The sequence below is a fragment of the uncultured Pigmentiphaga sp. genome (assembly GCF_937950555.1).
Classification (GTDB): Bacteria; Pseudomonadota; Gammaproteobacteria; order Burkholderiales; family Burkholderiaceae_B; genus Pigmentiphaga.
In genome coordinates, this window is record NZ_CALFCW010000008.1 from 64,937 (window position 1) to 88,261 (window position 23,325).

At 65.4% G+C, this 23,325-nt stretch carries 25 protein-coding genes; 13 read left to right on the forward strand and 12 right to left on the reverse strand.

Going from position 1 to position 23,325, the window contains the following annotated elements; all coding sequences use genetic code 11:
- Positions 1 to 37: 37 nt before the first annotated feature.
- The gene (gene murJ, locus Q0319_RS00880; RefSeq protein ID WP_296470131.1) at positions 38 to 1,600 is read right to left on the reverse strand and encodes a murein biosynthesis integral membrane protein MurJ; all 1,563 of its coding nucleotides are present in this window, start codon (positions 1,598 to 1,600) and stop codon (positions 38 to 40) included.
- 199 nt (positions 1,601 to 1,799) lie between these two features.
- Between murJ and rpsT the strand changes: the two genes are divergently transcribed.
- A complete protein-coding gene (gene rpsT, locus Q0319_RS00885) occupies positions 1,800 to 2,063 on the forward strand; it encodes a 30S ribosomal protein S20 (RefSeq protein WP_296470132.1) in 264 nt (87 codons plus the stop codon).
- Positions 2,064 to 2,205: 142 nt separating this feature from the next.
- Here rpsT and Q0319_RS00890 read toward each other — a convergent pair whose 3' ends face one another.
- A complete protein-coding gene (locus tag Q0319_RS00890) occupies positions 2,206 to 2,538 on the reverse strand; it encodes a DUF3579 domain-containing protein (protein ID WP_296470134.1) in 333 nt (110 codons plus the stop codon).
- Positions 2,539 to 2,892: 354 nt separating this feature from the next.
- Here Q0319_RS00890 and argF point away from each other — a divergent pair, with 354 nt between their 5' ends.
- From argF to Q0319_RS00905, 3 genes are all read left to right on the forward strand, one after another.
- Positions 2,893 to 3,846: an ornithine carbamoyltransferase gene (gene argF, locus Q0319_RS00895; RefSeq protein ID WP_296470136.1), complete on the forward strand. Its 954-nt coding sequence runs from the start codon at positions 2,893 to 2,895 to the stop codon at positions 3,844 to 3,846.
- Between the two features lie 244 nt (positions 3,847 to 4,090).
- Complete coding sequence (locus Q0319_RS00900; RefSeq protein WP_299450268.1) at positions 4,091 to 5,317, forward strand: argininosuccinate synthase; 1,227 nt, start codon at positions 4,091 to 4,093, stop codon at positions 5,315 to 5,317.
- A 115-nt stretch (positions 5,318 to 5,432) separates the two neighbouring features.
- On the forward strand, positions 5,433 to 6,176 hold the full coding sequence (locus tag Q0319_RS00905; RefSeq protein WP_296466066.1) for a glutamine amidotransferase: 744 nt from the start codon (positions 5,433 to 5,435) through the stop codon (positions 6,174 to 6,176).
- A 7-nt stretch (positions 6,177 to 6,183) separates the two neighbouring features.
- Here Q0319_RS00905 and murB read toward each other — a convergent pair whose 3' ends face one another.
- Positions 6,184 to 7,236, reverse strand: a complete 1,053-nt coding sequence (murB, locus tag Q0319_RS00910) for a UDP-N-acetylmuramate dehydrogenase (RefSeq protein WP_296466063.1) — start codon at positions 7,234 to 7,236, stop codon at positions 6,184 to 6,186.
- 121 nt (positions 7,237 to 7,357) lie between these two features.
- Between murB and Q0319_RS00915 the strand changes: the two genes are divergently transcribed.
- Complete coding sequence (locus tag Q0319_RS00915; protein WP_296466060.1) at positions 7,358 to 7,843, forward strand: YajQ family cyclic di-GMP-binding protein; 486 nt, start codon at positions 7,358 to 7,360, stop codon at positions 7,841 to 7,843.
- Between the two features lie 66 nt (positions 7,844 to 7,909).
- Here Q0319_RS00915 and Q0319_RS00920 read toward each other — a convergent pair whose 3' ends face one another.
- The 4 genes from Q0319_RS00920 to Q0319_RS00935 all read right to left on the reverse strand — a co-directional run bounded on the left by Q0319_RS00920 (position 7,910) and on the right by Q0319_RS00935 (position 11,380).
- A complete protein-coding gene (locus Q0319_RS00920) occupies positions 7,910 to 8,167 on the reverse strand; it encodes a helix-turn-helix transcriptional regulator (protein WP_296466057.1) in 258 nt (85 codons plus the stop codon).
- Positions 8,168 to 8,316: 149 nt separating this feature from the next.
- Positions 8,317 to 10,200, reverse strand: a complete 1,884-nt coding sequence (gene dxs, locus Q0319_RS00925; RefSeq protein ID WP_296466054.1) for a 1-deoxy-D-xylulose-5-phosphate synthase — start codon at positions 10,198 to 10,200, stop codon at positions 8,317 to 8,319.
- Between the two features lie 15 nt (positions 10,201 to 10,215).
- On the reverse strand, positions 10,216 to 11,121 hold the full coding sequence (locus Q0319_RS00930; RefSeq protein ID WP_296466052.1) for a polyprenyl synthetase family protein: 906 nt from the start codon (positions 11,119 to 11,121) through the stop codon (positions 10,216 to 10,218).
- Positions 11,122 to 11,125: 4 nt separating this feature from the next.
- Complete coding sequence (locus tag Q0319_RS00935) at positions 11,126 to 11,380, reverse strand: exodeoxyribonuclease VII small subunit (protein ID WP_296466078.1); 255 nt, start codon at positions 11,378 to 11,380, stop codon at positions 11,126 to 11,128.
- 264 nt (positions 11,381 to 11,644) lie between these two features.
- Here Q0319_RS00935 and Q0319_RS00940 point away from each other — a divergent pair, with 264 nt between their 5' ends.
- The 3 genes from Q0319_RS00940 to Q0319_RS00950 all read left to right on the forward strand — a co-directional run bounded on the left by Q0319_RS00940 (position 11,645) and on the right by Q0319_RS00950 (position 13,543).
- Positions 11,645 to 12,811: an aromatic ring-hydroxylating dioxygenase subunit alpha gene (locus tag Q0319_RS00940; RefSeq protein ID WP_296466049.1), complete on the forward strand. Its 1,167-nt coding sequence runs from the start codon at positions 11,645 to 11,647 to the stop codon at positions 12,809 to 12,811.
- 230 nt (positions 12,812 to 13,041) lie between these two features.
- Positions 13,042 to 13,203: a DUF1328 domain-containing protein gene (locus Q0319_RS00945; protein WP_296466046.1), complete on the forward strand. Its 162-nt coding sequence runs from the start codon at positions 13,042 to 13,044 to the stop codon at positions 13,201 to 13,203.
- A gap of 73 nt (positions 13,204 to 13,276) precedes the next feature.
- Positions 13,277 to 13,543, forward strand: coding sequence for a BON domain-containing protein (locus tag Q0319_RS00950; RefSeq protein ID WP_296466075.1), 267 nt, complete (start codon positions 13,277 to 13,279; stop codon positions 13,541 to 13,543).
- 150 nt (positions 13,544 to 13,693) lie between these two features.
- Here Q0319_RS00950 and htpX read toward each other — a convergent pair whose 3' ends face one another.
- Positions 13,694 to 14,581, reverse strand: coding sequence for a protease HtpX (gene htpX / locus Q0319_RS00955; RefSeq protein WP_296466040.1), 888 nt, complete (start codon positions 14,579 to 14,581; stop codon positions 13,694 to 13,696).
- A 270-nt stretch (positions 14,582 to 14,851) separates the two neighbouring features.
- Between htpX and Q0319_RS00960 the strand changes: the two genes are divergently transcribed.
- From Q0319_RS00960 to Q0319_RS00975, 4 genes are all read left to right on the forward strand, one after another.
- Positions 14,852 to 15,706 (forward strand): DMT family transporter, encoded by an 855-nt coding sequence (locus tag Q0319_RS00960; RefSeq protein ID WP_296466071.1) that lies wholly within the window; start codon positions 14,852 to 14,854, stop codon positions 15,704 to 15,706.
- 112 nt (positions 15,707 to 15,818) lie between these two features.
- A complete protein-coding gene (locus tag Q0319_RS00965) occupies positions 15,819 to 16,820 on the forward strand; it encodes an LLM class flavin-dependent oxidoreductase (protein WP_296466037.1) in 1,002 nt (333 codons plus the stop codon).
- A gap of 32 nt (positions 16,821 to 16,852) precedes the next feature.
- Entirely contained in the window at positions 16,853 to 17,635 is a 783-nt protein-coding gene (locus Q0319_RS00970) for a 3-hydroxybutyrate dehydrogenase (RefSeq protein ID WP_296466034.1), read from the forward strand.
- An 85-nt stretch (positions 17,636 to 17,720) separates the two neighbouring features.
- On the forward strand, positions 17,721 to 19,403 hold the full coding sequence (locus Q0319_RS00975; protein ID WP_299450275.1) for a Na/Pi cotransporter family protein: 1,683 nt from the start codon (positions 17,721 to 17,723) through the stop codon (positions 19,401 to 19,403).
- A gap of 9 nt (positions 19,404 to 19,412) precedes the next feature.
- Here the strand turns inward: Q0319_RS00975 and Q0319_RS00980 are convergent, their stop codons facing one another.
- The 4 genes from Q0319_RS00980 to Q0319_RS00995 are packed head-to-tail and all read right to left on the reverse strand — an operon-like array spanning position 19,413 to position 22,868.
- Positions 19,413 to 20,255 carry a ZIP family metal transporter gene (locus tag Q0319_RS00980; RefSeq protein ID WP_296466028.1) on the reverse strand — a complete coding sequence of 281 codons (843 nt, stop codon included), beginning with the start codon at positions 20,253 to 20,255 and terminating at the stop codon, positions 19,413 to 19,415.
- 55 nt (positions 20,256 to 20,310) lie between these two features.
- Complete coding sequence (locus tag Q0319_RS00985) at positions 20,311 to 20,931, reverse strand: PIN domain-containing protein (protein WP_296466069.1); 621 nt, start codon at positions 20,929 to 20,931, stop codon at positions 20,311 to 20,313.
- 11 nt (positions 20,932 to 20,942) lie between these two features.
- Complete coding sequence (locus tag Q0319_RS00990; RefSeq protein ID WP_296466024.1) at positions 20,943 to 21,818, reverse strand: dienelactone hydrolase family protein; 876 nt, start codon at positions 21,816 to 21,818, stop codon at positions 20,943 to 20,945.
- 33 nt (positions 21,819 to 21,851) lie between these two features.
- Positions 21,852 to 22,868 (reverse strand): GGDEF domain-containing protein, encoded by a 1,017-nt coding sequence (locus Q0319_RS00995; RefSeq protein ID WP_299450278.1) that lies wholly within the window; start codon positions 22,866 to 22,868, stop codon positions 21,852 to 21,854.
- Positions 22,869 to 22,993: 125 nt separating this feature from the next.
- Here Q0319_RS00995 and Q0319_RS01000 point away from each other — a divergent pair.
- The coding region (locus Q0319_RS01000) for a hypothetical protein (protein ID WP_299450280.1) at positions 22,994 to 23,325 on the forward strand (332 nt) is incomplete at its 3' end.

Genomic DNA, 23,325 nt, shown 5'->3' on the forward strand with positions numbered 1-23,325 from the left:
CCGGGCGGACGCCCCGGCCCTGCCCGGGCGGCACGCGCTAATCGCTCACTACCCGGCGACGGAAATCGCGCGGCCTGAATCCGAGCGCGAACAGGGCTCCGAAATACACAACGGCCGACCCGGCTACCACGGCCAGCAACAAGGCAGCCCGCATCCAGGCGCGGGCCTGCAGGCCCAGCCAGTCGATCTGCTGTTCAATGAACCACAGCGCCGCTCCCATCGCGGCCAACGCCACGACGAGCCGCACCAGGAACCCCGCCCAGCCGCCGGCAGGACGGTACGCTCCGCGCCGGCGCAGCCCTACGAGCAAGGCCAGCGCGTTGATGCAAGCACCCGTGCCGATGGAAAGCGCCAGGCCGGCATGCTGCAGCCAGGGCACGAATACCAGGTTCAGGCATTGCGTCGCCACCAGCACGACCAGCGCGATCTTGACCGGCGTGCGGATGTCCTGCCGCGCGTAAAACCCGGGCGCGAGAATCTTCACCGACAACAGCCCGATCAGCCCCACCGCATAGGCGATGACCGCAGTCCGGGTCTGGGCCACGTCGACAGCCGTGAACGCGCCGTAATGGAACAAAGTGCTGACGAGCCCCTCGGACATCAGCGCAAGCCCCAGGCAAGCCGGCAGCCCCAGCAGCAGCGTGAGCCGCAGGCCCCAGTCGAGCAGCGCGCTGTACTCCTCGGGTCGCCCCGCCGCATGGGCCTGGGAGAGGCTGGGCAACAGCACGGTGCTCAGCGCGATGCCCAACAGCGCGGTCGGGAATTCCATCAGCCGGTCGGCGAACGATAGCCAGGTCACGCTGCCCGGCGCCAGCCAGGTCGCGATGTTGGTATTGATGAGCAGCGAAAGCTGCGCGACCGACACCCCCACGATGGCCGGCAGCATCTGCCGCACGATGCGCCGTACATAGGGATCGGCCCAGGCGGTACGCAATCCCAGGCCTATGCGCGGAAATAAGCCGATGCGCGCCAAGGCCGCGAACTGGACCGCCAGTTGCGCCACACCGCCCACCATGACGCCGACTGCCAAGGCATGGATGGGCACGGAAAAACGCGGGGCGAGCCACAGGCTGGCGGCGATCATGGAAAGATTCAGCAGCACCGGCGTGAAAGCCGGCACGCCGAAACGCCGCCACGTATTGAGGACGCCCGAGGCGAACGCGACCAACGACATGCACAGGATGTACGGGAACATGACCCGGGTCATCCAGACCGCAGAGTGGAAGTCGGCAGCGCGGTCGGCCCCGCGCAAGCCGCTGCCGACGGCGCTCACCACCCACGGCGCTGCCACGACGCCTAGCGCCGTGACCACCATCAGGGTAAAGGTCAGCAAGGACGCGACCCGGTCCAGCAGCAGCCGGGTGTCTTCGGGAGCATGCCGGGCGCGGGCTTCGCCCAGGATGGGCACGAAAGCCTGGGAAAACGCGCCCTCTGCGAACAGGCGCCGCAGCAGGTTGGGAATGCGGAACGCCACCCAGAAAGCGTCCGTGAGGCTGCCGGCGCCAAAGGCCCGGGCGATGAGGATGTCGCGTACCAGGCCGGTAATCCGGGACAATAAGGTATAACTGCTGACAGTGGCCGCGGCGCGCAGCAAATTCATGGATGACCTTCTACGCGGCGCACCGCGCGGATGTGTTGCAGATGCACGTGTTGAGCAATGGACGAATCACGTCGCATTTGATTTTACGGGCATTTAAGGCTATAGTCTTTGGCTTTGCGAAGCTCCTTCCCCGCGCGAACGACGTATAGCGCGAACGTGTGCAAGACGTGTCTTCGCCTTACTCGATACGGAATTTTCCATGGCTAATACCGCCCAAGCACGCAAGCGCGCCCGCCAAGCAGTGGCCCGCAACAAGCACAATTCCAGCCTGCGCTCGATGCTGCGCACCTCGATCAAGCGTGTGCGCCAAGCCATCGAGGCCGGCGACAAAGCCGCCGCCACGGAAGTGCTGCAAAAGGCCACCAGCGTGATCGACCGCGTCGCCGACAAGAAAATCATCCACAAGAACAAGGCCGCTCGCCACAAGAGCCGCCTGGCCGCCGCCGTCAAGGCGCTGGCCTAATCCGGATCGGCGCCGCGGCCTTCGGGCCGCGCAAATGAAAGCAAAGCCTGCCCGTCGGGATACTGACGGGCAGGCTTTCGTTCGCCCCTTCCAAGGCAATCAGCCAGCCCCTCGCCATGAAGAAGGCAAAAAAAGAGCGGGGTCAGCCCCGCTCGGGATCGGAAGGCTTGTCTGCCGCGTCGGGAATCAGGCAGGCCTCCATGGTCCGCAAGTCGTTGTCCCGCGCGAAGTCGACCACGAATTGCCAGGCCAGGGGCTCGAGCGCACGCAGCCGCTCGTCCACCACCACGCACTTGACGCCGTCGATGAAGGTCGGCACGACATAGGGCGAATAGGTATAGGGGCTCGCCACGCTGCCCTTGGGTCGAAAAGGCGACATGACGCCAGCCAGGCGCTCGGCCCAGTCGCTGGGACGAAACTTGCTGCCGCTGTGGGTGATGCCCTGGATAATGAACTGCCTGACGCTTTCAGCCATCGTCGATGTGTGGGCGGAAAATCCGCGGTGAAGAGGTCTCGTGAACCCGGTAGATCTCCGGCCGGATCGGTTGCATGCCTGATCGGGCCGCCCGTACGTCAGCGATGGCAGGCGCACGAGGGGCGGTTTACGCCGCAAATGAGAGCTGAGCATTGTAACTGATCGCCCCAGGCCTCCTCCACTTTCCTTGCAAGCCAAGGACGCGGCGCGCAGGACGCGACGGCGCGTCACCGGCGACCGGCGCCCTTCCCTCGGGTATCATTGATCCTTTCCGCGAAACGAGCCGATGAGTCGATAGCCGCGCGGTGCCGGCCACTGCACGCTGATTCGGCGATTCCCTGTCAGAGGCGTCGTATGAACGCACAACCCGAACAAACCTCCAAGAAATCCCCTCCCCCGTTGCGGCACTTCCTGCAGTTCAACGACTTCACGCGTGAGGAAATCGAGTATCTGTTCGACCGCGCCGCGCTCATCAAGCGCAAGTTCAAGAACTACGAACCGCACTTCACCCTGAGCGACCGCACGCTCGCCATGGTGTTCGAGAAAGCCAGCACGCGTACCCGTGTCTCGTTCGAGGCAGGCATGTACCAAATGGGGGGCTCGGTCATCCACCTGACCACGGGCGATTCCCAGCTGGGCCGCGCCGAGCCGATCGAAGACGCGGCCCAGGTCATCTCCCGCATGGTGGACCTGGTGATGATCCGCACTTTCGAACAAACCAAGATCGAACGGTTTGCGGCACACTCGCGCGTGCCAGTCATCAACGGCCTGACCAACGAATTCCACCCCTGCCAGATCCTGGCCGACATCTTTACCTACATCGAGCACCGTGGCCCCATCCAGGGCAAGACGGTTGCCTGGGTGGGCGATTCCAACAACATGTGCAACACGTGGCTGCAGGCCGCCGAGCTGCTGGATTTCAATCTGCACGTCTCCACGCCTCCCGGCTATGAGCTCGAGCCGGAGCGCGCGGGAGTCGTCAGCCCCGAGCGCCTCAAGCAGTTCGCCGACCCGATGCAAGCCTGCGCAGGCGCCCACCTCGTCACCACCGACGTGTGGACGAGCATGGGCTTCGAGGCGGAAAACGAAGAACGCCGGGCCGCCTTCGCCGACTGGTGCGTCGATAGCGAAATGATGGCCGTGGCCGATCCCAGCGCGATCTTCATGCACTGCCTGCCCGCGCACCGGGGCGAGGAAGTCACGGCCGAAGTGATCGACGGCCCGCAAAGCGTGGTTTGGGACGAAGCGGAAAACCGCCTGCACGTCCAAAAGGCCTTGATGGAATTCCTGCTGCTCGGACGCCTTTAGACCCAGGCGTGGGAAATGGTGGCGCGCCGGCAACGGTGGCCCGGCCATTTCCCGCGCACGGCCCCCGGCAAATGGTGCCGGCCGCCATCCTTGCTACAATAGCCGATCGCCCTTGTTAGGCCGGGGGGCGGTTGCACGATCCCGCGTTATGGCGCGGCGCCTTGCGGCGCCTCCATAGCCGGTGACCTAGACCGGCCAATAGCCGCACCGCCACACGCGGGCCGTCCATGTCCTGGGAACATCAATGAGCGAAGTAAAGAAGGTCGTACTAGCCTACTCGGGCGGCCTTGACACATCCGTCATCCTGAAATGGCTGCAGGATACGTACCAGTGCGAAGTCGTCACCTTCACCGCCGACATCGGCCAGGGTGAGGAACTCGAACCGGCTCGCACCAAGGCACTGAAGTTTGGCATCAAGCCGGAACACATCTATATCGAAGATCTGCGCGAAGAGTTCGTGCGCGACTTCGTCTTCCCGATGTTCCGCGCGAACACCATCTACGAAGGCGAATACCTGCTCGGCACGTCCATCGCGCGGCCACTGATCGCCAAGCGCCAGATCGAGATCGCCCGCGAGGTGAAGGCCGACGCCGTCTCGCACGGCGCCACCGGCAAGGGCAACGACCAGGTCCGGTTCGAACTCGGCTACTACGCGCTCGAGCCGGGCATCAAAGTCATCGCCCCGTGGCGCGAATGGGACCTGCTCTCTCGCGAGAAGCTGCTCGCCTACGCCGAGAAGGCCGGCATTCCCATCGAGATGAAGCACAAGCAAGGCGGCGCGCCCTACTCCATGGACGCCAACCTGCTCCACATCAGCTACGAAGGCCGGCACCTGGAAGACCCGAAGGCCGAGGCGGAAGAGTCGATGTGGCGCTGGACGGTGTCCCCGGAGGCCGCGCCCGACGCCCCGGAATACGTGGAGCTCGAATTCGAGCGCGGCGACATCGTCGCCGTGAATGGCAAGCGCATGACGCCCGCCCAAGTGCTCACCGAACTGAACAAGCTCGGCGGCAAGCACGGCATCGGCCGCCTCGACCTGGTGGAAAACCGCTACGTCGGCATGAAGTCCCGCGGCTGCTACGAAACCCCGGGAGGCACGATCATGCTGCGCGCGCACCGGGCGATCGAATCCATCACGCTTGACCGCGAAGTCGCCCACCTCAAGGACGACCTCATGCCGCGCTACGCCAGCCTGATCTACAACGGCTACTGGTGGAGCCCGGAACGCAAGGCGCTGCAGGTGCTGATCGACCACACCCAGCAGTCGGTCAACGGGTGGGTGCGCCTGAAGCTGTACAAGGGCAACGTCTATACGGTGGCGCGCGACTCCAAGGACACCCTGTTCGACCAGACCATCGCAACCTTCGACGACGACGGCGGCGCCTACGACCAAGCCGATGCCGGCGGTTTCATCAAGCTGAACGCGCTGCGCATGCGGATTGCCGAAAACGCTCGCCGCAAGCGCGGATGAGTTCGGTGGCAATGCTTGCCTCATCCGCCCCCTGACGGGCGCCCACACGGACGATCGGCGACCACGGGTCGCCGATCTCGTTTTTGCCCCTGCCGCCCCAACATTCATTCTTGCCATGACCGAGCAAGCCGCACCGCCCGTAGCCATTATCGAAACCGGCGTGCCTCCCGCACCGGTTGCCGGCCGGCACGGCAGTTTCAGCCACATGATCTGCCGGGCGGCGGGGCTGCGGCCGGACGAAGCGGAAATCATCGCTGTCTACCGAGGCGAAGCCCTGCGCCCGCCTTCGAGCTACCGCGCAGCCATCATCACGGGCTCGCCCGCCATGGTGACCGAACGCGCGCCTTGGAGCGAACGGGCCGCCGCCTGGGTGCGACAGGCGGTCGACGAGAAGCTGCCCATCTACGGCATTTGCTACGGCCACCAATTGTTGGCCCACGCGCTGGGCGGGCGGGTCGACTACCATCCGCGCGGACGCGAAGTCGGCACTCGGGACATCGAATTGCTGGAGCCGGCCTGCAACGCCCCGCTGACGGCTGGATTACCCAGCCACTTTCCCGCCCAGCTCATCCACCAGCAGACCGTGGTCGAATTGCCGCCCGGCGCCACCGTGCTCGCCCGCTCGGACCACGACGCCCACCAGATCGTGCAGTATGGCGACGGCGTGCTGTCCACGCAGTTCCATCCGGAGTTCTGCACCGAGATCATGGCCACCTATCTTGCGCATTACGCCGACCGGCTGAAAGAAGAAGGCTTCGACCTGGACACCTTGAAAGCACACATGCGCCCCACGCCCGAAGCCCAGGCGCTGCTGCTGCGATTCATTGAACGGTACGTGCGCACGCGCAAGGCCGCCTAGCGCGGCGCTACGTGCGCTCCGAGGCGCCCGGCACGACGACCGGTTCCGGCTCCAGGACCACGCCGTACCGGTTTTCCACATCACGGCGGATGGCCTCGGCCAGGGCCAGCACGTCGGCGGCCCGCGCCCCGCCATGGTTCACCAGCACCAGCGCCTGCCGTTCGTGGACCCCCACCGGGCCCAGACGCCGCCCTTTCCAGCCGCACTGGTCGATTAGCCAGCCGGCGGCGAGCTTGTAGCCGCCATTGGCCTGGGGGTACCCCACCAGCCCGGGGAAGCGCGCGCGCAAGGCCTCGTACTGTGCAGCCGGCACCACCGGATTCTTGAAGAAACTGCCGGCATTGCCCAGTACCGCTGGATCGGGCAGCTTGGCGCGCCGGATCTCGCACACGGCTTCGAAAACGTCGCGCGGCGACGGCGCGCCCACCAGGCGGGGATGGCGCTGCAGGTCCGGATACTCGAGCACGGGCCGCCACGGCTTGGGCAGCGTCACCCGCACGGAGGCGATGACCCAACGGCCGGGCTCGCGCTTGAACACGCTGTCGCGGTAGCCGAATCCACACTGGGAGGCATCCATGTCCACCCATTCCTCCCGCAGCAAGTCGTACGCGCGCAACCCGGCGAAGCGCTCGCACAACTCCACGCCATAGGCGCCGATGTTCTGCACAGGCGCTGCGCCCACCGTGCCCGGGATCAAGGCCAGGTTCTCCAACCCTCCCCAGCCTTGCTCGACGCAATGCGCCACGAGCCCGTGCCAGGACTCGCCGGCCGCGGCCTCGACGATGCGCATCCGCGCGTCTTCGCCTGCCAGGCGCACGCCCCGCAGCGCCACCCGGGCGACCAGCCCGCGGACTTTGGGCGGCAGCACGACGTTGCTCCCCCCCCCCAACACCAGGAGCGCGTCGTAGCGCTTGGCCAGCGTCGCCAACCGCGGCAGGTCGGCCTCGTCGTGCAATGAGACGCAGGCAGGAGCGAGGCTTTCGAGCGCGAAGGTATTGAGCGAGGACAGATCGCAGGCGCCGGGGGCGGGCAAAGAAGAACGGGTATCGGAATCAGCCAATCGAATCACCGGAAAACCTATCGGGGCGGGACGGGTTCCCGCAGCCCCGCCATCTTACTTGACTACAATTCTTCCTATCCCATCGACCGGCCTGCGGGCCGCCTCCCACGGAGCCATATCCATGCCTACATTCGATGTCGTCTGCAAACCCAACCAGGTGGAACTGCGCAATGCGGTAGAACAGACCAACAAAGAAATCGGCACCCGCTTCGACTTCAAAGGTTCGGACGCCAGGGTAGAGCAAAGCGAAAAAGAATTGGTCGCGTATGCCGATAGTGAGTTCCAACTCAACCAGGTGCGCGACGTCCTGCTGAACAAGATGGCCAAGCGCAATGTAGACGTGCGCTTCCTCGACCACGGCAAGATAGAGAAGATCGGCGGCGACAAGGTCAAGCAGGTGCTGACGGTGCGCAACGGCGTACCGCAGGACGCCGCGAAGAAAATCGTTGCGTTGGTCAAGAACAGCAAATTAAAGGTCCAGGCAAGCATCCAGGGCGACACCGTCCGCGTGCAAGGCGCCAAGCGCGACGACTTGCAGGCGACGATCGCCATGCTAAGAAAGGAAGTGACGGATTTGCCTCTCGGATTCGAGAACTTCCGGGACTAAGCCCTCTACGCGCGTATGCACGTCCCGCCCTCGAAGGCACGGCCCGGACGGCCGTGCCGCATCCGTTCAAAGCGTGGGCCGCTTGAACAAAAGAGCGGGATCGAGATCCAGCGCCTTGGCCAGCTTTTCGATGTTGTCCACCGAAATATTGACGCGCGCCCGCTCGACCTGACTGACGAACGTCCGGTCGAGATGGGCGGCGAACCCGAGTTGCTCCTGCGACATCTTCTGGGCGACCCGAAACGCGCGGACGTTGTAGCCTAGGATCTCGCGCAGGGTGGCCAACGGCGCCGATGGATTGGGGGATCTCAGTGGTGCGGGCATTGACGCATACTCCCCACGACAGCAGGTTATATCTACCGGTTTTACATCAAGTATTCCCAAGCTCGCTGCAACGCTTCGCAAAGCGCTTCAGCAAAAGTAATTTTGCGCTTGTCGGACAGATGGAAATACCGGGCTAACCCTGGTCGAGCTCATTTTGCCCATTCGGGAAAACGCGTGCGTATCGATTCCTCGATGCCGGCGGCGTCCAATCCCAGCCCGGCCAGCAGCGCCGCCTGATCGCCATGGTCGATGAAGCGGTCGGGCAAGCCGAGCTGTAGCACGGGGAGGCATACGCCGGCCTCGTTCAGCGTCTCGCAGACGGCGCTGCCTGCGCCGCCCATGATGCAGCCCTCTTCCACCGTGACCAGCGCCGCATGCCGGCTTGCCAGGTCCAGGATGAGCTCGCGGTCGATGGGCTTGACAAAGCGCATGTCGGCCACGGTGGCATCCAAGGCTTCGCCCGCCTTCAAGGCGGGAACGGCCAGGGTGCCGAATGCGAGGATGGCGATGCCCGGCTTTCCTGCTCCAAGGCGTCCGCTTTCCCGACGCACGACCCCCTTGCCCAGCGGCACGGTGTCCAGCCCGGGCGCCGGGACGACGCCCCTTCCCGCGCCGCGCGGATAGCGGACGGTGGCCGGGCCCGGATAGGCATAACACGTCGAAAGCAGTAGCCTGCACTCCGCTTCATCCGAAGGCGTGGCCACGACCATATTGGGGATGCAGCGCACGAAGGCAATATCGTAATTGCCGGCATGCGTGGCGCCGTCCGCCCCAACCAGGCCCGCGCGATCGAGCGCGAACGTCACGTCCAGGTTCTGCAGCGCCACGTCGTGGATCATCTGGTCATAGCCGCGCTGCAGAAAAGTCGAATAGATCGCGACCACCGGCTTGAGCCCCTCGCACGCCAGCCCGGCGGCGAATGTCACCGCATGCTGCTCGGCGATGCCGACGTCGAAATAGCGATCGGGGTAACGTTGCTCGAACTCCACCAAACCGCTACCTTCGCGCATGGCCGGGGTAATGCCGATCAATCGTGAGTCGGCGGCCGCCTGGTCACACAGCCATTCTCCGAACACCTGCGTGAACGTCTTGCGGGGCGGCGTAGCGGGTGCGGCGATGCCGACCGCCGGGTCGAACTTACCCGGGCCGTGGTAGAGCACCGGATCCGCTTCGGCCAGCTTGTAGCCTCGCCCCTTGCGGGTGACTACGTGCAGAAAGCGCGGCCCCGTCAGCTTGCGCATGTTCTGCAGCGTCGGGATCAGCGAATCGAGATCGTGGCCGTCGATGGGGCCCACGTAGTTGAAGCCCAGCTCTTCGAACATGGTGGCCGGCGTCACCATGCCCTTGGCATGTTCCTCGATCCGGCGCGCGAACTCGAGCACGGGTGGCACATGCGACAGGACCGCCTTGCCCACGTTGCGCGCGGCGGCATAAAACTTCCCGGACATCAGGCGCGCCAGGTAGCGGTTCAGCGCCCCGACCGGCGGCGAGATCGACATGTCGTTGTCGTTCAGGATGACCAACAGGTCGATGTCCGGCATGACGCCGCCGTTGTTGAGCGCCTCGAAGGCCATGCCGGCGGACATCGCGCCGTCGCCGATGACCGCGATGTGTTTGCGTTGGATGCCGGCGTTGCGCGCCGCCACCGCCATGCCGAGCGCGGCAGAGATGGAGGTCGAGGAATGCGCCGTGCCGAAGGCGTCATACTCGGACTCGCTGCGGCGCGGAAAGCCCGACATGCCGCCCATCTGGCGCAGCGTGGCCATGCCCGCGCGGCGGCCCGTCAGAATCTTGTGGGCGTAGGTCTGGTGTCCGACATCCCAGACGATGCGGTCATGCGGCGTATCGAACACGTAATGCAGGGCCAGCGTCAACTCCACCGTGCCGAGATTGGACGAAAGGTGGCCGCCCGTGCGGGAGACGGACTCGAGCACGAAGGCCCGCAACTCGTCCGCCAGGGCCGGAAGCTGGCATCGGTCCAGTTTCTTCAGGTCGGCCGGAGAGTCGATGCGGTCCAGCAATTTCGTTGGCATGTGCGGAATCTCCGTTCAGCGATCGCGCAAGACGATGAAGTCGGCCAGCGCCGCCAAGCGTGCGGCCCCCGGCCCAAGTGGCGCGATCGCCTCGTGCGCGGCCAGGCGCAGGCGCTCCGCCAGCGCCCGGGCCTCTTCCAGGCCCAGGATGGATACATAGGTGGGCTTGTCGGCGGCCGCATCCTTGCCGGCCGTCTTGCCCAGGCGCGCCGAATCGGCAGTGACATCGAGAATATCGTCGACCACCTGGAAGGCCAGCCCCACGGCCTGCGCATAGCCGTCGAGGGCTGCGCGCTGGGCAGAGCTCGCCCCCACGACAATGCCGCCCAGCGCCGCGCTGGCACGCAGCAACGCGCCCGTCTTCATGCGATGCATGGCCTCGAGTTCGTCGCGGTTCAAGCTCTTGCCCACGCTTGCCAGATCGATGGCTTGCCCGCCCGCCATGCCGCGGCTGCCGGCAGCCGCAGCCAACGCCTGTACGGCCTGCACCGTCAAGCCGGGCGCCACCGGCATGGCTGCCAGCACGTCGAATGCCAGCGCCTGCAGCGCGTCGCCCACCAGCAGGGCGGTCGCCTCGCCGAATTCGACGTGCACGGACGGCCTGCCCCGGCGCATGGCATCGTCATCCATGCAGGGCATGTCGTCATGGACGAGGGAATAGGCGTGTATCAATTCCACCGCCGCGGCCGCCGCATCGAGTGCGGCCTCGCCCGCCGGCCCGCTTGCGCCACAGGCCTCGCCCGCCGCGTAGGTCAGCATGGGGCGCACGCGCTTGCCGCCGCCCAGCACGGCGTACCGCATGGCCCGGTGGAGGGTGTTGGGCGCGACGCTCTCGTCGGGCAAGCAGCGCGCGAGCGCCTGTTCCGCGCGCTCGCCGCAAGCCGCCATCCACGCGGGAAATCCGTCATCGCAGGCGGTCATCGACTCAATCCCCGGCCTCGTCGAGCGGGCGGAGCAATTCGCCCTCGAGCACTTTCACCTGCTGCTCGGCGCGCGCCAGGCGGTCTTGGCAAACCCGCACCAGCTCGACGCCCCGCCGATACGCCGCTAGGGATTGTTCGAGAGGCATGGCGCCGTCTTCCATCTTCGCCACCAAAGCCTCGAGTTCGCTGAGCGCGGTTTCGAAATCCTGAGGCAAGGCCTCCGCCGCGGCGCCCTTGTCCGCTTCCGGCACATTCACTTGCTTCTCGGCCAATCACGCCTCCTTCTCAACACACGGCACCGAACCTGGCATTGTACGGGATCGCGGCGACTGGCCCCGCACTGCCCCCAGTGCCCGCGGGGACTTATCCCCCCGTCCGGGGTACAATAGCCGGCTTTGATCGGGCAGATCATTTTCTTCGCGCCAGTACCAGCTTGTGACGTTCCCGTGCCGCTCCAGGTCGCGTAAGGGGCGGTGTCGCACTGTGGGGTATTGGCTTCACAACTCTCGCGGAGGGAAGTCATGACCGATATCGGTCGCGTGGCGCATGTGACGGCGAGCCGAGCGCAGCTCCCAGTCAGTGCCTATTTCGATAAAGCGCGCTACGAGCGCGAACTGCAAGTGATTTTTGGCCAGTCTCCCCTTTACGTCGGGCACGAGAAAAGCGTTCCCGAGATTGGAGACTACCGTACCCTGATCCAGGAAAACGACGGCCGCGTGCTGGTGCGCAACCAGGGCGGCATCGAGCTGTTGTCCAACGTCTGCCGTCACAGGCAGGCGCTCATGCTGGGCAAGCATGCCCCCGGCGAAACGAAGGAAGCGGCGCATTGCGCCGGCAACCTCGGGCGCCCGGGCCACATCGTATGCCCGCTGCATCGCTGGACCTACGACGCCCACGGCAAGCTCATCGGCGCGCCGCTGTTCAGCGAAACGCCGGGGCTGGACCTGCAACGCTTCCCGCTCCAGGAATGGAACGGCTCGCTGTTCGAAGCCCCGCGCCACGGCAACCGCAATGTCGCCACCGAACTCGCGCCCCTGCTCGGGCGTCCCGAGTTCGACTTCAGCGATTACGTGCTCGACCGCGTGGAAGTCCACCAGTGCAACTACAACTGGAAAACTTTCATTGAGGTCTATCTCGAGGACTACCACGTCGGCCCCTTCCATCCCGGACTGGGCCGCTTCGTCACCTGCGACGACCTGACCTGGGAGTTCGGCGAGTACTACAGCCTGCAGCGCGTCGGCGTGCACAATGCGCTGGCCCATCCCGGGTCACCCGTGTACCAGCGCTGGCACGACGCCCTGCTTGCCTATCGCAACGGCAGCACGCCGGAATTCGGCGCGATCTGGGTCACGCATTTCCCGACCCACATGATCGAGATCTACCCGCACACCCTGGTTTTGTCGACGCTGTATCCAAAAGGGCCGCAGGAAACCGTCAATATCGTCGAGTTTTATTATCCCGAGGAAATCGTCCATTTCGAACGCGAATTCGTGGAAGCGCAGCAGGCCGCCTACATGGAAACCGCCGTCGAAGACGACGAAATCGCCGAACGCATGGACAAAGGCCGCCGTGCGCTAATGGAACGCGGTGCCGACGAAGCCGGGCCTTATCAATCGCCCATGGAAGACGGCATGCAGCATTTCCATGAGTGGTATCGGAAAGTGATGAACGAGCCCGAAAGTATTTAAAACGTAACTTGCTGCCCATCTCATTTTTAAAGCGCCCCTTGCGGGCGCTTTTTGTTTGCCTGCGGACGAAGCAATAAGTACACACGCCTGGGCCTGGGGCGAGAAATTACAAATCCATACACCGGTGCCTTGTGGCAGGCGCGCCCGGCGGTTAGCTTGACCATAAGCCCCGGGTCCTTTTTTTGCTGACCCGGACCTCGCCAACGGCAAGAAACGACGGGAGGGCAATCATGCTGCATTACGCAGTCGTATTTTTCATCATCGCCATCATCGCGGCGGTATTGGGTTTCGGCGGCATCGCGGCCGGTGCAGCCTCTATCGCCAAGATCTTGTTCTTCATTTTCATTGTGCTTGCCGTCCTGTCGCTCTTGAGCGGCGTTTTTAGAAGATAACCAACACGCAAGGAGAAAAACCATGATCATCCGTACCCTGCTTATCGCCGGCATTATCGGTTCCACCGCTGTCATGGGCGCCTGCACGTCGACCCGCACCCAGCAATCTGCGGGTGAATATACGAGCGACGCCGCGATTACCGCGAAAGTGAAAGCCGCGCTGCTTGCGGCGAAGGACGTCAGCGCCGCCGACGTCAACGTGGAAACTTTCCGCGGGACCGTGCAGTTGTCCGGCTTCGTCGATTCCCAGGCCCAAGCTGCCCGCGCGGTGGAAGTCGCGCGCGGCGTGGAAGGCGTGCAAAACGTCAGGAACGACCTGCGCCTGAAGACGGGGCGCTAAGGACGGGGCGCTTAGCCCCGCCGGGAAAGAAGCTGTAATGAGCGGATTTTCCCAACGTGCAAACGAAAATGGCCTCGCCGTACGGCGAGGCCATTTCGTATTTTCACAGGCGGCGCCAGGCGCCGCGTCCTCGATTTTCCGGCGGGGGAATTACCGCTTCCCGCCTGCCGCCATTAGGGCGCGAATCCGGTCCTCGATGGGGGGATGGGTCGCGAAGAGCGCGCGCAGCCCCTGGCCGCCGCCGATAATGCCGGCCGATTCGAACGTCTTCGGAAGGTTTCCGGGCTGCATTCCGGCCAGCCTGGTGAGGGCGTGGATCATGGGCGTGCGCGAACCGAGCAGATACGCCGACCCGGCGTCCGCGCGATATTCGCGCTGGCGCGAGAACCAAGCCACGATCATGGAGGCAAGGATGCCGAACACGAGCTCGCACACGATGACCGTGGCGAAATAACCGATGCCCCCGCCGCGCTCGTTCTTCAACACGATGCGGTCGACGACGTATCCCACCACGCGCGCGAAGAAAACGACGAAGGTATTCACCACCCCCTGGATCAGCGAAAGCGTCACCATGTCGCCATTGGCGATGTGGGCGACCTCGTGCCCCAACACGGCGCTGACTTCCTCTTCGGTCATGCTCCGGAGCAGCCCGGTGGATACGGCCACCAACGCATCGTTCTTGAACGCGCCCGTTGCAAAGGCATTGGGTTCGCCCTCGTAAATCGCCACGTCGGGGCGGCCGATGCCCGCGCGATCGGCAAGCTGGTGGACGGTGTCTACTAGCCACTGTTCCTCCGCGGTGCGCGGTGCGTTCGGATCAATGACCCGGGCGCCCGTGCTCCATATGGCCATCGGCTTGCTCATGAGCAGCGAAATGGTGGACCCGGTAAAGCCGACGATCAGCGAGAAAATCGCCAGCATCTGGATATCGAGGCCGTTGGCAGTCAGGAACCGGTTGACACCGAGAATGCTGAGAGTCGCGGTCAATACCAGCATGACCGCGATGTTGGTCGCCAAAAAGAGCACGATGCGTTTCATGAGGGCTGGAAACTCCGAATACCTTGGTTTGATTGTGTTGTGGGCCAGGAGACGATGAGCCTCCTCGGCTGACCGGGAACCGCCCCGCGCGGCGCCGACTGAGACGGCAACGGGCGTCGGAAGTTCCCCCCGCCCGCCGCAGCGCAGGTGGGGAGTCGGCAATACCCGTTTCCCGGCAAGGGCTATATGGTAGCCGGGACAGCGGTTTCAAGGCCAATCCCGACGCACCCTCGCTACAATCGGGCCTCCCTAGCCCACTCTGCCCTGTCCATGCAAGCCCTCTGGATGCTGTTCGCCTCGCTGATGTTCGCGATCATGGCCATGTTCGTGAAATTCGCATCCGAGCAAGCCTCCCTGGGCCAGATCATTCTTTTCCGCGGCATCCCGACGGCGGTCGGCATCCTGGCCTGGGCGCTGGCCACCCGGCGCCCCATCATTTCTCCCACGTGGCGGCTGCACGTCATGCGCAATATCGCGGGCTCCGGGTCCATCTGGCTGTCTTTCTTCGCCATGGGGCACCTCCCGCTGGCGACGGCCGTCACGCTGAACTACACCTCACCGCTCTTCATCGCGGGGTGGATGAACGTCCGCGAACGCGACATGACCGACCGGCTACGCACCGTGGCAGTCGTCGTCGGCTTCATCGGGGTCATCGCCATCCTGCGGCCCACCGTCGACCAGTCCCAATGGCTTGCCGCGTTTGCGGGGCTGGCCGCGGGCAGCCTGACCGCCATCGCCGTCATGCAGGTGCGCTCGCTGGGCCGGGCCGGCGAACCGGAATGGCGCATCGTGTTGTTCTTCGCCCTCTCGTCCTGCCTGACGGGCGGACTCGCAACCATGCTGACCGGCTGGAAAAGCCTGACGCCTTATGGCTGGCTCACGCTCCTCGGAGTGGGGCTGTGCGGCCTTTTCGGCCAGTTCGCCATGACCCGCGCCTTCAGCCGTGGTTCCGCCGCGCTGTCTTCCGTGCTCCAATACAGCACCATTCCATTCTCCATCCTGCTCGGCTATCTCTTCTGGAATGACCAGCCGGATGCGCTCGCGTGGCTGGGCATGCTGTTGATTGCCGCGGCCGGCCTGACCTCCACGTGGCGCACGCTACGGGAAGCGCAGCGCAAGGCCTGAGCCGCCCGCCGCGGCACGCGTGGCGCAGCGCCCCAGGGCGCATCGAGGAGGCCGGCTTGCAGCAAAGCGCAGCCGGGTTCACACTTGAGGCATCCCATTTGCCGTTTCCGCCATGCCCCTGAAGCTGTCCGTTCTCGACCTGAGCCCCATCCCCTCGGGCTTTACCCCCAGCGACGCCCTTGCGAACAGTGTCGACCTGGCGCGCCATGCCGAAGCCGCCGGCTACCATCGATATTGGCTTGCGGAGCACCACAACACCGGCATGCTGGCCTGCTCGACGCCGGAACTGCTGATCGCCCGCGTCGCGGGAGCGACCTCCCGGCTGCGGGTGGGTTCAGGCGGAGTCATGCTGCCGAACCACAGCCCCCTCAAGGTCGCCGAGACCTTCCGCGTGCTCGAGGCAATGTTTCCCGGCCGCATCGACCTCGGGCTCGGCCGGGCGCCGGGCACGGACCCCGTCACCGCAAGCGCGCTGCGGCGCGGCCACGCCGATGCCGACAACTTCCCTGCCCAACTATCCGACCTGATCGGCTACCTCAAGGACGCCATGCCGGCGGATCACCCGCACTCGCGGGTCCGGGCAACGCCGGTAGGGGTGCCGTGCCCGCCCATCTGGATCCTCGGTTCCAGCCTTTACGGCGCCCGCGTCGCCGCTGCCAACGGCTTCGGTTTCGCCTACGCGCACCACATCGTGCCGGAGAACGTCTACACCGCCATGCGGCTTTACCGAGAGGAGTTCCGCGCTTCCCCCTTCGGCCACGAACCCCGGGCCATACTGGCCGTATCGGCCATCTGCGCGCCGACCGCCGAGGAGGCCGAAAGGCTGGCCGCCACTGCCGACCTCAGCATGATGCGCACGCGCACGGGGCGCACGCGCTACCCGCTGCCCAGCGTGGAAGAAGCCCTGGCCTATCGGTACGAGCCCGACGAAGAGGCGCTGCGGCAATACAACCGCACGCGCATCCACATCGGCACGCCCGAAGCGCTTGCCGAATCGATCGGCGCGCTGGCGCGCGCCACCTCGGCCGACGAGGTCATGGTCAACACGATGATCCACAACCACCAGGACCGGATCCGAAGCTACCAGCTCCTGGCTTCGGCGCTCATGTCCTGAGCGCTCCCTCCAACCCCCTGCAAGGACTCCACATGCAGCTTCACGGAAAAGTCGCCCTCGTCACCGGTGCCGCAAGCGGCATCGGCAAGGAAATCGCCAGCACCCTAGCCGCGTCCGGCGCCGCCGTCGCCATCGCGGACATCAATCTCCAAGCGGCCCAGGCGGCCGCCGAGGAGCTCAAGATCAAGGGTTGCCAGGCGATGGCCCTGGACTTCGACGTGACCGACGAAGCTGCCGTGGAGCAAGGCACCCAGCTCGTCGTGAACACCCTGGGCAGCGTGGACATCCTCGTATCCAATGCCGGCATCCAAATCGTCAGCCCCATTGACCAGTTCGCCTACGCCGACTGGAGGAAGGTCCTATCCATCCATCTGGACGGCGCGTTCCTGACCACCAAGGCCGCGCTCAGGCACATGTACCGGAACGATCGGGGCGGCATCGTGATCTATACCGGGTCCGTGCATTCGCATGAGGCATCTCCGCTCAAGTCAGCCTATGTTGCCGCCAAGCACGGGCTGCTCGGCCTGGCGAAGGTCTTGGCCAAGGAAGGGGCGCCCCACAATGTGCGCTCGCACGTCGTCTGCCCGGGGTTCGTGCGCACGCCGCTGGTCGAAAAACAAATTCCCGAGCAAGCGCGGGAATTGGGCATTAGCGAGGAAGAAGTGATCAAGAAGGTCATGCTCGGCCAGACCGTGGATGGCGAGTTCACGACGCTGCAGGACGTCGCGCAAACCGTGCTCTTCCTCGCCACATTCCCGACGGCCGCCTTCACCGGGCAATCTTTCGTCGTCAGCCACGGCTGGCACATGCAATAGCGCGGCGTGCCGCACGCCGGCATCCGCCTGCGGATCGCCGCACGCGGCGACGAGGCGAAGCGGCTTCCCGCGGGACGGCATGGCAATGAACCCTTATCTCACTCTATTCGACATCGCAGGTTACGTAGCGCTGCTCCTTTGGGGCATCTACCTGGTGCAGACAGGCATCCAGCGTGCGTTCGGCCCGCGCCTGCGCATGATGCTCGGGGTCGCCCTGGGCAACCGCATCTCCGCATTCTTCGCCGGCCTCGGCGTCACCGCCATTCTCCAGAGCAGCACGGCCACCGGACTCATCGTCGCAGGCTTTGCGGCGAACGGCCTGGTGAAACTGGTGCCGGCGCTCGCCGCCATGCTAGGCGCCAATGTGGGCACGACACTCATCGTCCAGGTGCTTTCGTTCGACATCGCCCGGATCGCTCCCGTCCTCGTGCTCGTCGGGGTCGTCATGTTCCGCCGCGACAATGCCACCCACATACGCGATTCCGGGCGCGTGCTCATTGGCCTGGGCCTGCTGCTGCTCGCGCTGCACCTGCTGCTCGCCGAGCTCGCACCGTACCGGGAGCTACCTGAACTATGGACAGCACTCGGGGCCCTGTCCGGCCACCCCGGCCTCGCCATCCTGCTGGCCGCAGTCCTAGCCTGGGCGGCACACTCGAGCGTCGCCGTGCTGCTGCTCATCATGTCGTTCGCGGCGCAAGAACTGCTTCCCATGGACAGCGCGCTCGCGATGGTGCTGGGCGCCAATCTCGGCACGGCGATCAATCCCCTGCTCGAAGGATCGGCCCGGGACGATGCGCCGGCGCGTCGGCTTCCGCTGGGCAATTTCCTCAACCGCGTCGTCGGCGTCCTGGTCGGGTTGGCACTGCTACACCACATCCACCCTTGGATGGTGGCATTCACTGGCGACAACGCACGCGCCGTCGCCAACTTCCACACCATATTCAACCTCGCGCTCGCCGCGGCCTTCCTGCCACTGCTCACGCCCTACGCCGCCTTGCTGCAGCGCTGGCTGCCGTCCGACCCTTCCAAGACGGATCCCGGCCGCCCCATGTACCTGGACAGCGCCGCACGCGCCCTGCCCGTCGTCGCGCTGGGCAACGCGGCGCGGGAAGCCCTGCGCATGGCCGATACGCTGCAGACCATGCTGCACCACGCGCGCGAAGCGCTGGCCACGGCCGACCGCAAGCGCATCGCCGAAGCCCGGCGGCTGGATGACGTCCTCGACCGCCTGAACGGGGCCATCAAGACCTACGTCGCCAACCTGGACCAAGAAGAACTCACCGCCGAGGACCGCCAGCGCGCGAACGAAATCCTTACCTTCATCACGAACCTGGAGCACGCCGGGGACGTCCTCGACAAGAATCTGCTGAATGAGATCGGCAAGCTCAACCAGCGCGGCCTCAGCTTCTCGCCGGAAGGCCGGAGGGAGTTGGACGAGATGCACGGCCGCCTGGAGACCAACCTGCGCTTGGCGGCGTCGCTGTTCGTGACTGCCGACCCGCGCGCCGCACGCGTCCTGGCGGCCGAAGAAGACGCCTTCCGCGACCTAGAGGCGAAGGCCACGCGCGCCCATTTCGAGCGCCTGCGTAGCAGGCGCATCGATACCACCGAAACCAGTGCACTGCACCTGGATGCGTTGCGCGACCTGCGCCGCATCAACAGCCACTTGGTGGCGGCCGCGGCCTACATCGTCGAGGGCCGCGGCGAACCGGCACCCGGCTCGGAACCACCTTCTTCCGACTCGACGGCGCAGTCTGCGCCCGAATAAAGCCGCCAATCAGCGTGGAGCGCGCTGCGCCTCCTGCGCATGCACCGGCGACAAGTCATGGGCGTGTCCGTTCCCCGGAACGTGGTGGAACGCTGAGTACAGCAAGTGGACGATCACCACGCCCGCCGCGATCAATGCAAATTGGGGCAGGCTTTCGCGCAGCGTCGTGCGCCGCTGCATCTGCGGCATCAGGTCTGCCACGGCGATATAGACGAAGCTGCTCGCGGCTAGGGTCAGCACATACGGCAGCCAGGGCTTGGAGTCGGCGAGCAGGTAGTAGCCGACCACGCCCCCCGCGATGGCCATGAGACTCGACAGGGCGTTGAAAGCCAATGCCCGCTGGCGGGAAAAGCCGGCATTGACGAGGACGATAAAGTCGCCAAGCTCCTGCGGAATTTCGTGCACGGCGATGGTCAGGGTCGTCAATAGCCCCAGCATGGGGTCGGCCAGGAAGGCCGCGGCGATCACGATGCCGTCGCAAAAGTTGTGCAGGCCGTCGCCCAAGAGCACCGCCAGCCCGCCCCGCCCCGCTTCATGGGCGTCATGGCCCGGCGGATGCCCGTGTCCGTCGTGTTCGTGATGGTGGTTGTGGCGCAGGACGGCCAGTTTCTCGAGCACGAAAAACCCGAGCAGGCCGATCAGCAACAGCGCGAACAACACGCGCGTGTCGGCGTCCGAATCGAAGGCCTCGGGCAAGGTGTGGAGCAACGCGACCGAGAGCATGATCCCCACCGAAAAACTGATCATCTGGTGGAGAAAGCGCGCGAAATAGCGAAAGGCCAGCCAGCCGGCGACGATCACCGACAGGACTCCGCTCGCTACCGTGGCGAGCAGAATATAGGTTAAGGTCACGGCAAGCTCGTGAAACTCAGTTGCAGAAACGCAAGTATACGTAACTTCCCGGTTTTTAGTTTTCCATCCCGAGCTCGCCGGCGAGGAGCCTGCCCGTACGGAACAGGCGTTCGCGCTTCAACGTGACGCGCACCGGCTCTTCGCGCCCCAGCGCCCGCGCATGGCGGGGCACCGTGGCCAGCGAGGCGAGCAGGCGCAGGCGGTCCTCGCTCGCCCAGGCCGCGAACTGTCGGTCCGGATCCCAGACGGTAAGGCCTTGTCGCCGCAGTTCCGAACGATTGAAGTCCTTGAGGTTCCAAGTCAGCACCCGTACTTCGGGCGCGACCTGGAGCCCGGAGCGGGCGCGGCTGGCAAGGCCGGCGGCGACGACGTGCCGGTCTTTGGGATCGCTATACCGAAGGCCGGCCTCATAGGCTGACACGTCGCCGGGATCCGCCTCGGGAAACCGGCGGCACATGGCCAGCCATTCGGCCTCGAGCGCCTCCGGCGGAACACCCCAGATGCGCGACGCGTTGCGACGCCATTCGAGGCCGATGCGCTCGCTCCAGACTGGGCGAAACCACCCCGCTTCGGCCATCTCCAACAAAAGCGGCCGCAGTATGCTCGACATCAGCACGCATGCGTCGAGCACCAGCCATAGCGGCCGCGAAGCCGCCGCGGGCGGCGCCGCGGCCATCGACGTCGGGCTCACAGGTGCCGCGCGAACCAGTCTTGCGCCAGGCTCCACCCTTCCTTGGCCTCTGCCTCGCGGTAGCTGGGGCGGTAATCGGCATGGAAAGCGTGCGGCGCATTACGAAACAGCACGAAGGTCGACTCGCGCGCAGCCGGGCCGCCCTTGGACAAAGCCTCTTTCATGGCATTGATGGTGGGGACGGGAATGCCGGCATCCTCGCCGCCGTACAAGCCGAGTACCGGCGCCTTCAATTGCGCCGCCACGTCGACCGGGTTGCGCGGCTGCAGCGGCGTGGGCTGCCCGACCAGGCGCCCGTACCACGCCACCCCGGCCTTGACCGCAGGGTTGTGCGCGGCATACAGCCAGACGATGCGCCCACCCCAACAGAAGCCGGTAATGCCCAGGCGCGTGCGACTGCCGCCATGGGCGCCCGCCCACCGGGCCGTCGCATCGAGGTCGGCCAGCACCTGCTCGTCCGGTACCTTGCTAACGAGTTCGGCCTGGAGCTTCGCGATCTCCGTGTACTTGGAGGGATCGCCCTGCCGGGCGTACAGCTCTGGCGCCACCGCCATGTAGCCAGCCTTGGCCCAGCGCCGGCAGACATCCTTGATGTATTCGTGCACCCCGAAGATTTCCTGCACTACCAGGATGACCGGGACGTTCTTCTTGCCGGCCGGCGCCGCGCGATAGGCGGGGATCCCTCCGTCCCGCACCGGGATCTTCACCTCGCCCGCGACCAGCCCTGCGGTGTCGGTGCGTATCGCCGTCTGGGCCATCACGGGACCGGCCGCCAACGCAAAGCCGCCGGCCAGCGACGTGGTGAGGAACCCCCGCCTGTTCAAGCTCAAGGGGGGGAGCAGACTGTCGAACTCGGTACTCAGGCCATCCATGCAGCACTCCTTCGGCACGACGTTGAAAAACGCTCAGGCCGGCGGGGGCTCCACGGTGTTCCGTCCGCGTTCCTTGGCGCGATCCAATGCCGCCTGCGCCTTGGCGAGCGTCGCATCGAGACTCCCCTGGGCCTGAGCCACCCCGATCGACAAAGTGATCTGCGTCCCCATGTTCCCGCGCAGCGGGAACTGGCGTCCGCCGACATGCGCGCGGAGTCGCTCGCACAGCGAGACCGCATCGGCAAGCGAGGCGGGAACCCACAGAGCGAAGCGGTCTGCCGACACGCGCGCCAGCATGTCCAGGGAAGGCAGCAGATTTCTTGTCAAATCGGCCAACTGGCGCAGGATAGCATCGCCAGCGGCGCGCCCCAACGCCTGGTTCAGCCGGTCGAAGCCATCGACGTCGATGAGCGCGACGCACGAGGGTTCGCCTGCCTGGCTGCAGCGCGCGATCTCGGCGGCGAACGCCGATTCCATCCAGCGCCGGTTGTGGACGCCCGTGACGGCATCCCGGCTCGCCATGAAATCGATGTTCGCCGCTTCCCGCGGATCATGCCGGAGATTGGCTGCTCGCAACCTTGCGCCCAGCATATCGAGGGCATTGAGGGCAATGCGCGGAGCCACCTCCATGATCTCCCGCAATGGCCCTGCATCGAGCGCCACCAGCCTCGACGGCCACTGGGCGACGACGTAGGTCGTGCCGCCGTCCGGCCCGACCAGCGCATGCTCGCCCAAGGCATCTCCCGGAACGAAGCGCGCCACGCGCTTGGCCAGGCCGGGATCGAGGAATGCCGCCAATTGCCCTTCGACCAGCACGTAAACGTAGCGGTTGGATTCGCCGGGCTGGAGCAAGATGGCCCCGTGCGGCAGGTGCGTGACGAATGCGAAGCGCCCGACGCGATCGAGCACTTCAGCCGGGCAGCCCCGAAACAGTAGCGACCGCCCGAGCGCCTCGAGGTCGCCCTGGGTCAGGTCGCCGGGCGCCCCGTCTCGCGGCAGGTGAGTGGGAATATGGCCGGTCATGCGGCAAATATCGGCACGGCGCGACATAAGTTGAGCTCGCCCTTCAGTTCTGCCCGAAAGCATCCGATAAACGGACCATGAGCTCCAGACACTTTTTCCCCGCTTCCGCCTTCGCCCCCGCCAGCCGACAACTGCGTGCATGGCGCTGCATCTTGGCTACAGGCGCCCTGCTGGCCCTCGCCGGCTGCGACTACCTCGGCCTGCAGCCCGTCTCCCAAATCGAGGCCAGAAAAGAAGCCGAAGGCCGCGCGATCGGAGGGGCATGCCGGCAGGCCGGACGGGCCTTGGAAGACTGCTACACCTTCAATCCGCACATGTCCAAGGCGGCCATCTTCAACGGCTGGCGCGAAATGAACGACTACATGCTGCAGAACAAGCTGACGGAAGTCAGGCCGGAAGTGGCACCGGTCTTGCCCGCTGGGCGGGCACGGGCCGACTTCAACGCGCCTGCCGGTACGGCGGGGATGTCGGCTCCCGGCGAACC

What these genes read in the sequence shown, in the direction of transcription:
- Q0319_RS00970 (WP_296466034.1), top strand. Translation starts at nt 16,853, where the DNA reads ATGCAGCTTCACGGAAAAGTCGCCCTCGTCACCGGTGCCGCAAGCGGC.
- Q0319_RS00945 (WP_296466046.1), top strand. Translation starts at nt 13,042, where the DNA reads ATGCTGCATTACGCAGTCGTATTTTTCATCATCGCCATCATCGCGGCG.
- Q0319_RS00900 (WP_299450268.1), top strand. Translation starts at nt 4,091, where the DNA reads ATGAGCGAAGTAAAGAAGGTCGTACTAGCCTACTCGGGCGGCCTTGAC.
- Q0319_RS00990 (WP_296466024.1), bottom strand. Translation starts at nt 21,818, where the DNA reads ATGGATGGCCTGAGTACCGAGTTCGACAGTCTGCTCCCCCCCTTGAGC.
- Q0319_RS00940 (WP_296466049.1), top strand. Translation starts at nt 11,645, where the DNA reads ATGACCGATATCGGTCGCGTGGCGCATGTGACGGCGAGCCGAGCGCAG.
- Q0319_RS00975 (WP_299450275.1), top strand. Translation starts at nt 17,721, where the DNA reads ATGAACCCTTATCTCACTCTATTCGACATCGCAGGTTACGTAGCGCTG.
- Q0319_RS00965 (WP_296466037.1), top strand. Translation starts at nt 15,819, where the DNA reads ATGCCCCTGAAGCTGTCCGTTCTCGACCTGAGCCCCATCCCCTCGGGC.
- Q0319_RS00930 (WP_296466052.1), bottom strand. Translation starts at nt 11,121, where the DNA reads ATGACCGCCTGCGATGACGGATTTCCCGCGTGGATGGCGGCTTGCGGC.
- murJ (WP_296470131.1), bottom strand. Translation starts at nt 1,600, where the DNA reads ATGAATTTGCTGCGCGCCGCGGCCACTGTCAGCAGTTATACCTTATTG.
- Q0319_RS00915 (WP_296466060.1), top strand. Translation starts at nt 7,358, where the DNA reads ATGCCTACATTCGATGTCGTCTGCAAACCCAACCAGGTGGAACTGCGC.
- Q0319_RS00995 (WP_299450278.1), bottom strand. Translation starts at nt 22,868, where the DNA reads ATGTCGCGCCGTGCCGATATTTGCCGCATGACCGGCCATATTCCCACT.
- Q0319_RS00985 (WP_296466069.1), bottom strand. Translation starts at nt 20,931, where the DNA reads ATGGCCGCGGCGCCGCCCGCGGCGGCTTCGCGGCCGCTATGGCTGGTG.
- htpX (WP_296466040.1), bottom strand. Translation starts at nt 14,581, where the DNA reads ATGAAACGCATCGTGCTCTTTTTGGCGACCAACATCGCGGTCATGCTG.
- argF (WP_296470136.1), top strand. Translation starts at nt 2,893, where the DNA reads ATGAACGCACAACCCGAACAAACCTCCAAGAAATCCCCTCCCCCGTTG.
- Q0319_RS00890 (WP_296470134.1), bottom strand. Translation starts at nt 2,538, where the DNA reads ATGGCTGAAAGCGTCAGGCAGTTCATTATCCAGGGCATCACCCACAGC.
- Q0319_RS00960 (WP_296466071.1), top strand. Translation starts at nt 14,852, where the DNA reads ATGCAAGCCCTCTGGATGCTGTTCGCCTCGCTGATGTTCGCGATCATG.
- rpsT (WP_296470132.1), top strand. Translation starts at nt 1,800, where the DNA reads ATGGCTAATACCGCCCAAGCACGCAAGCGCGCCCGCCAAGCAGTGGCC.
- Q0319_RS00950 (WP_296466075.1), top strand. Translation starts at nt 13,277, where the DNA reads ATGGGCGCCTGCACGTCGACCCGCACCCAGCAATCTGCGGGTGAATAT.
- Q0319_RS00920 (WP_296466057.1), bottom strand. Translation starts at nt 8,167, where the DNA reads ATGCCCGCACCACTGAGATCCCCCAATCCATCGGCGCCGTTGGCCACC.
- dxs (WP_296466054.1), bottom strand. Translation starts at nt 10,200, where the DNA reads ATGCCAACGAAATTGCTGGACCGCATCGACTCTCCGGCCGACCTGAAG.
- Q0319_RS00905 (WP_296466066.1), top strand. Translation starts at nt 5,433, where the DNA reads ATGACCGAGCAAGCCGCACCGCCCGTAGCCATTATCGAAACCGGCGTG.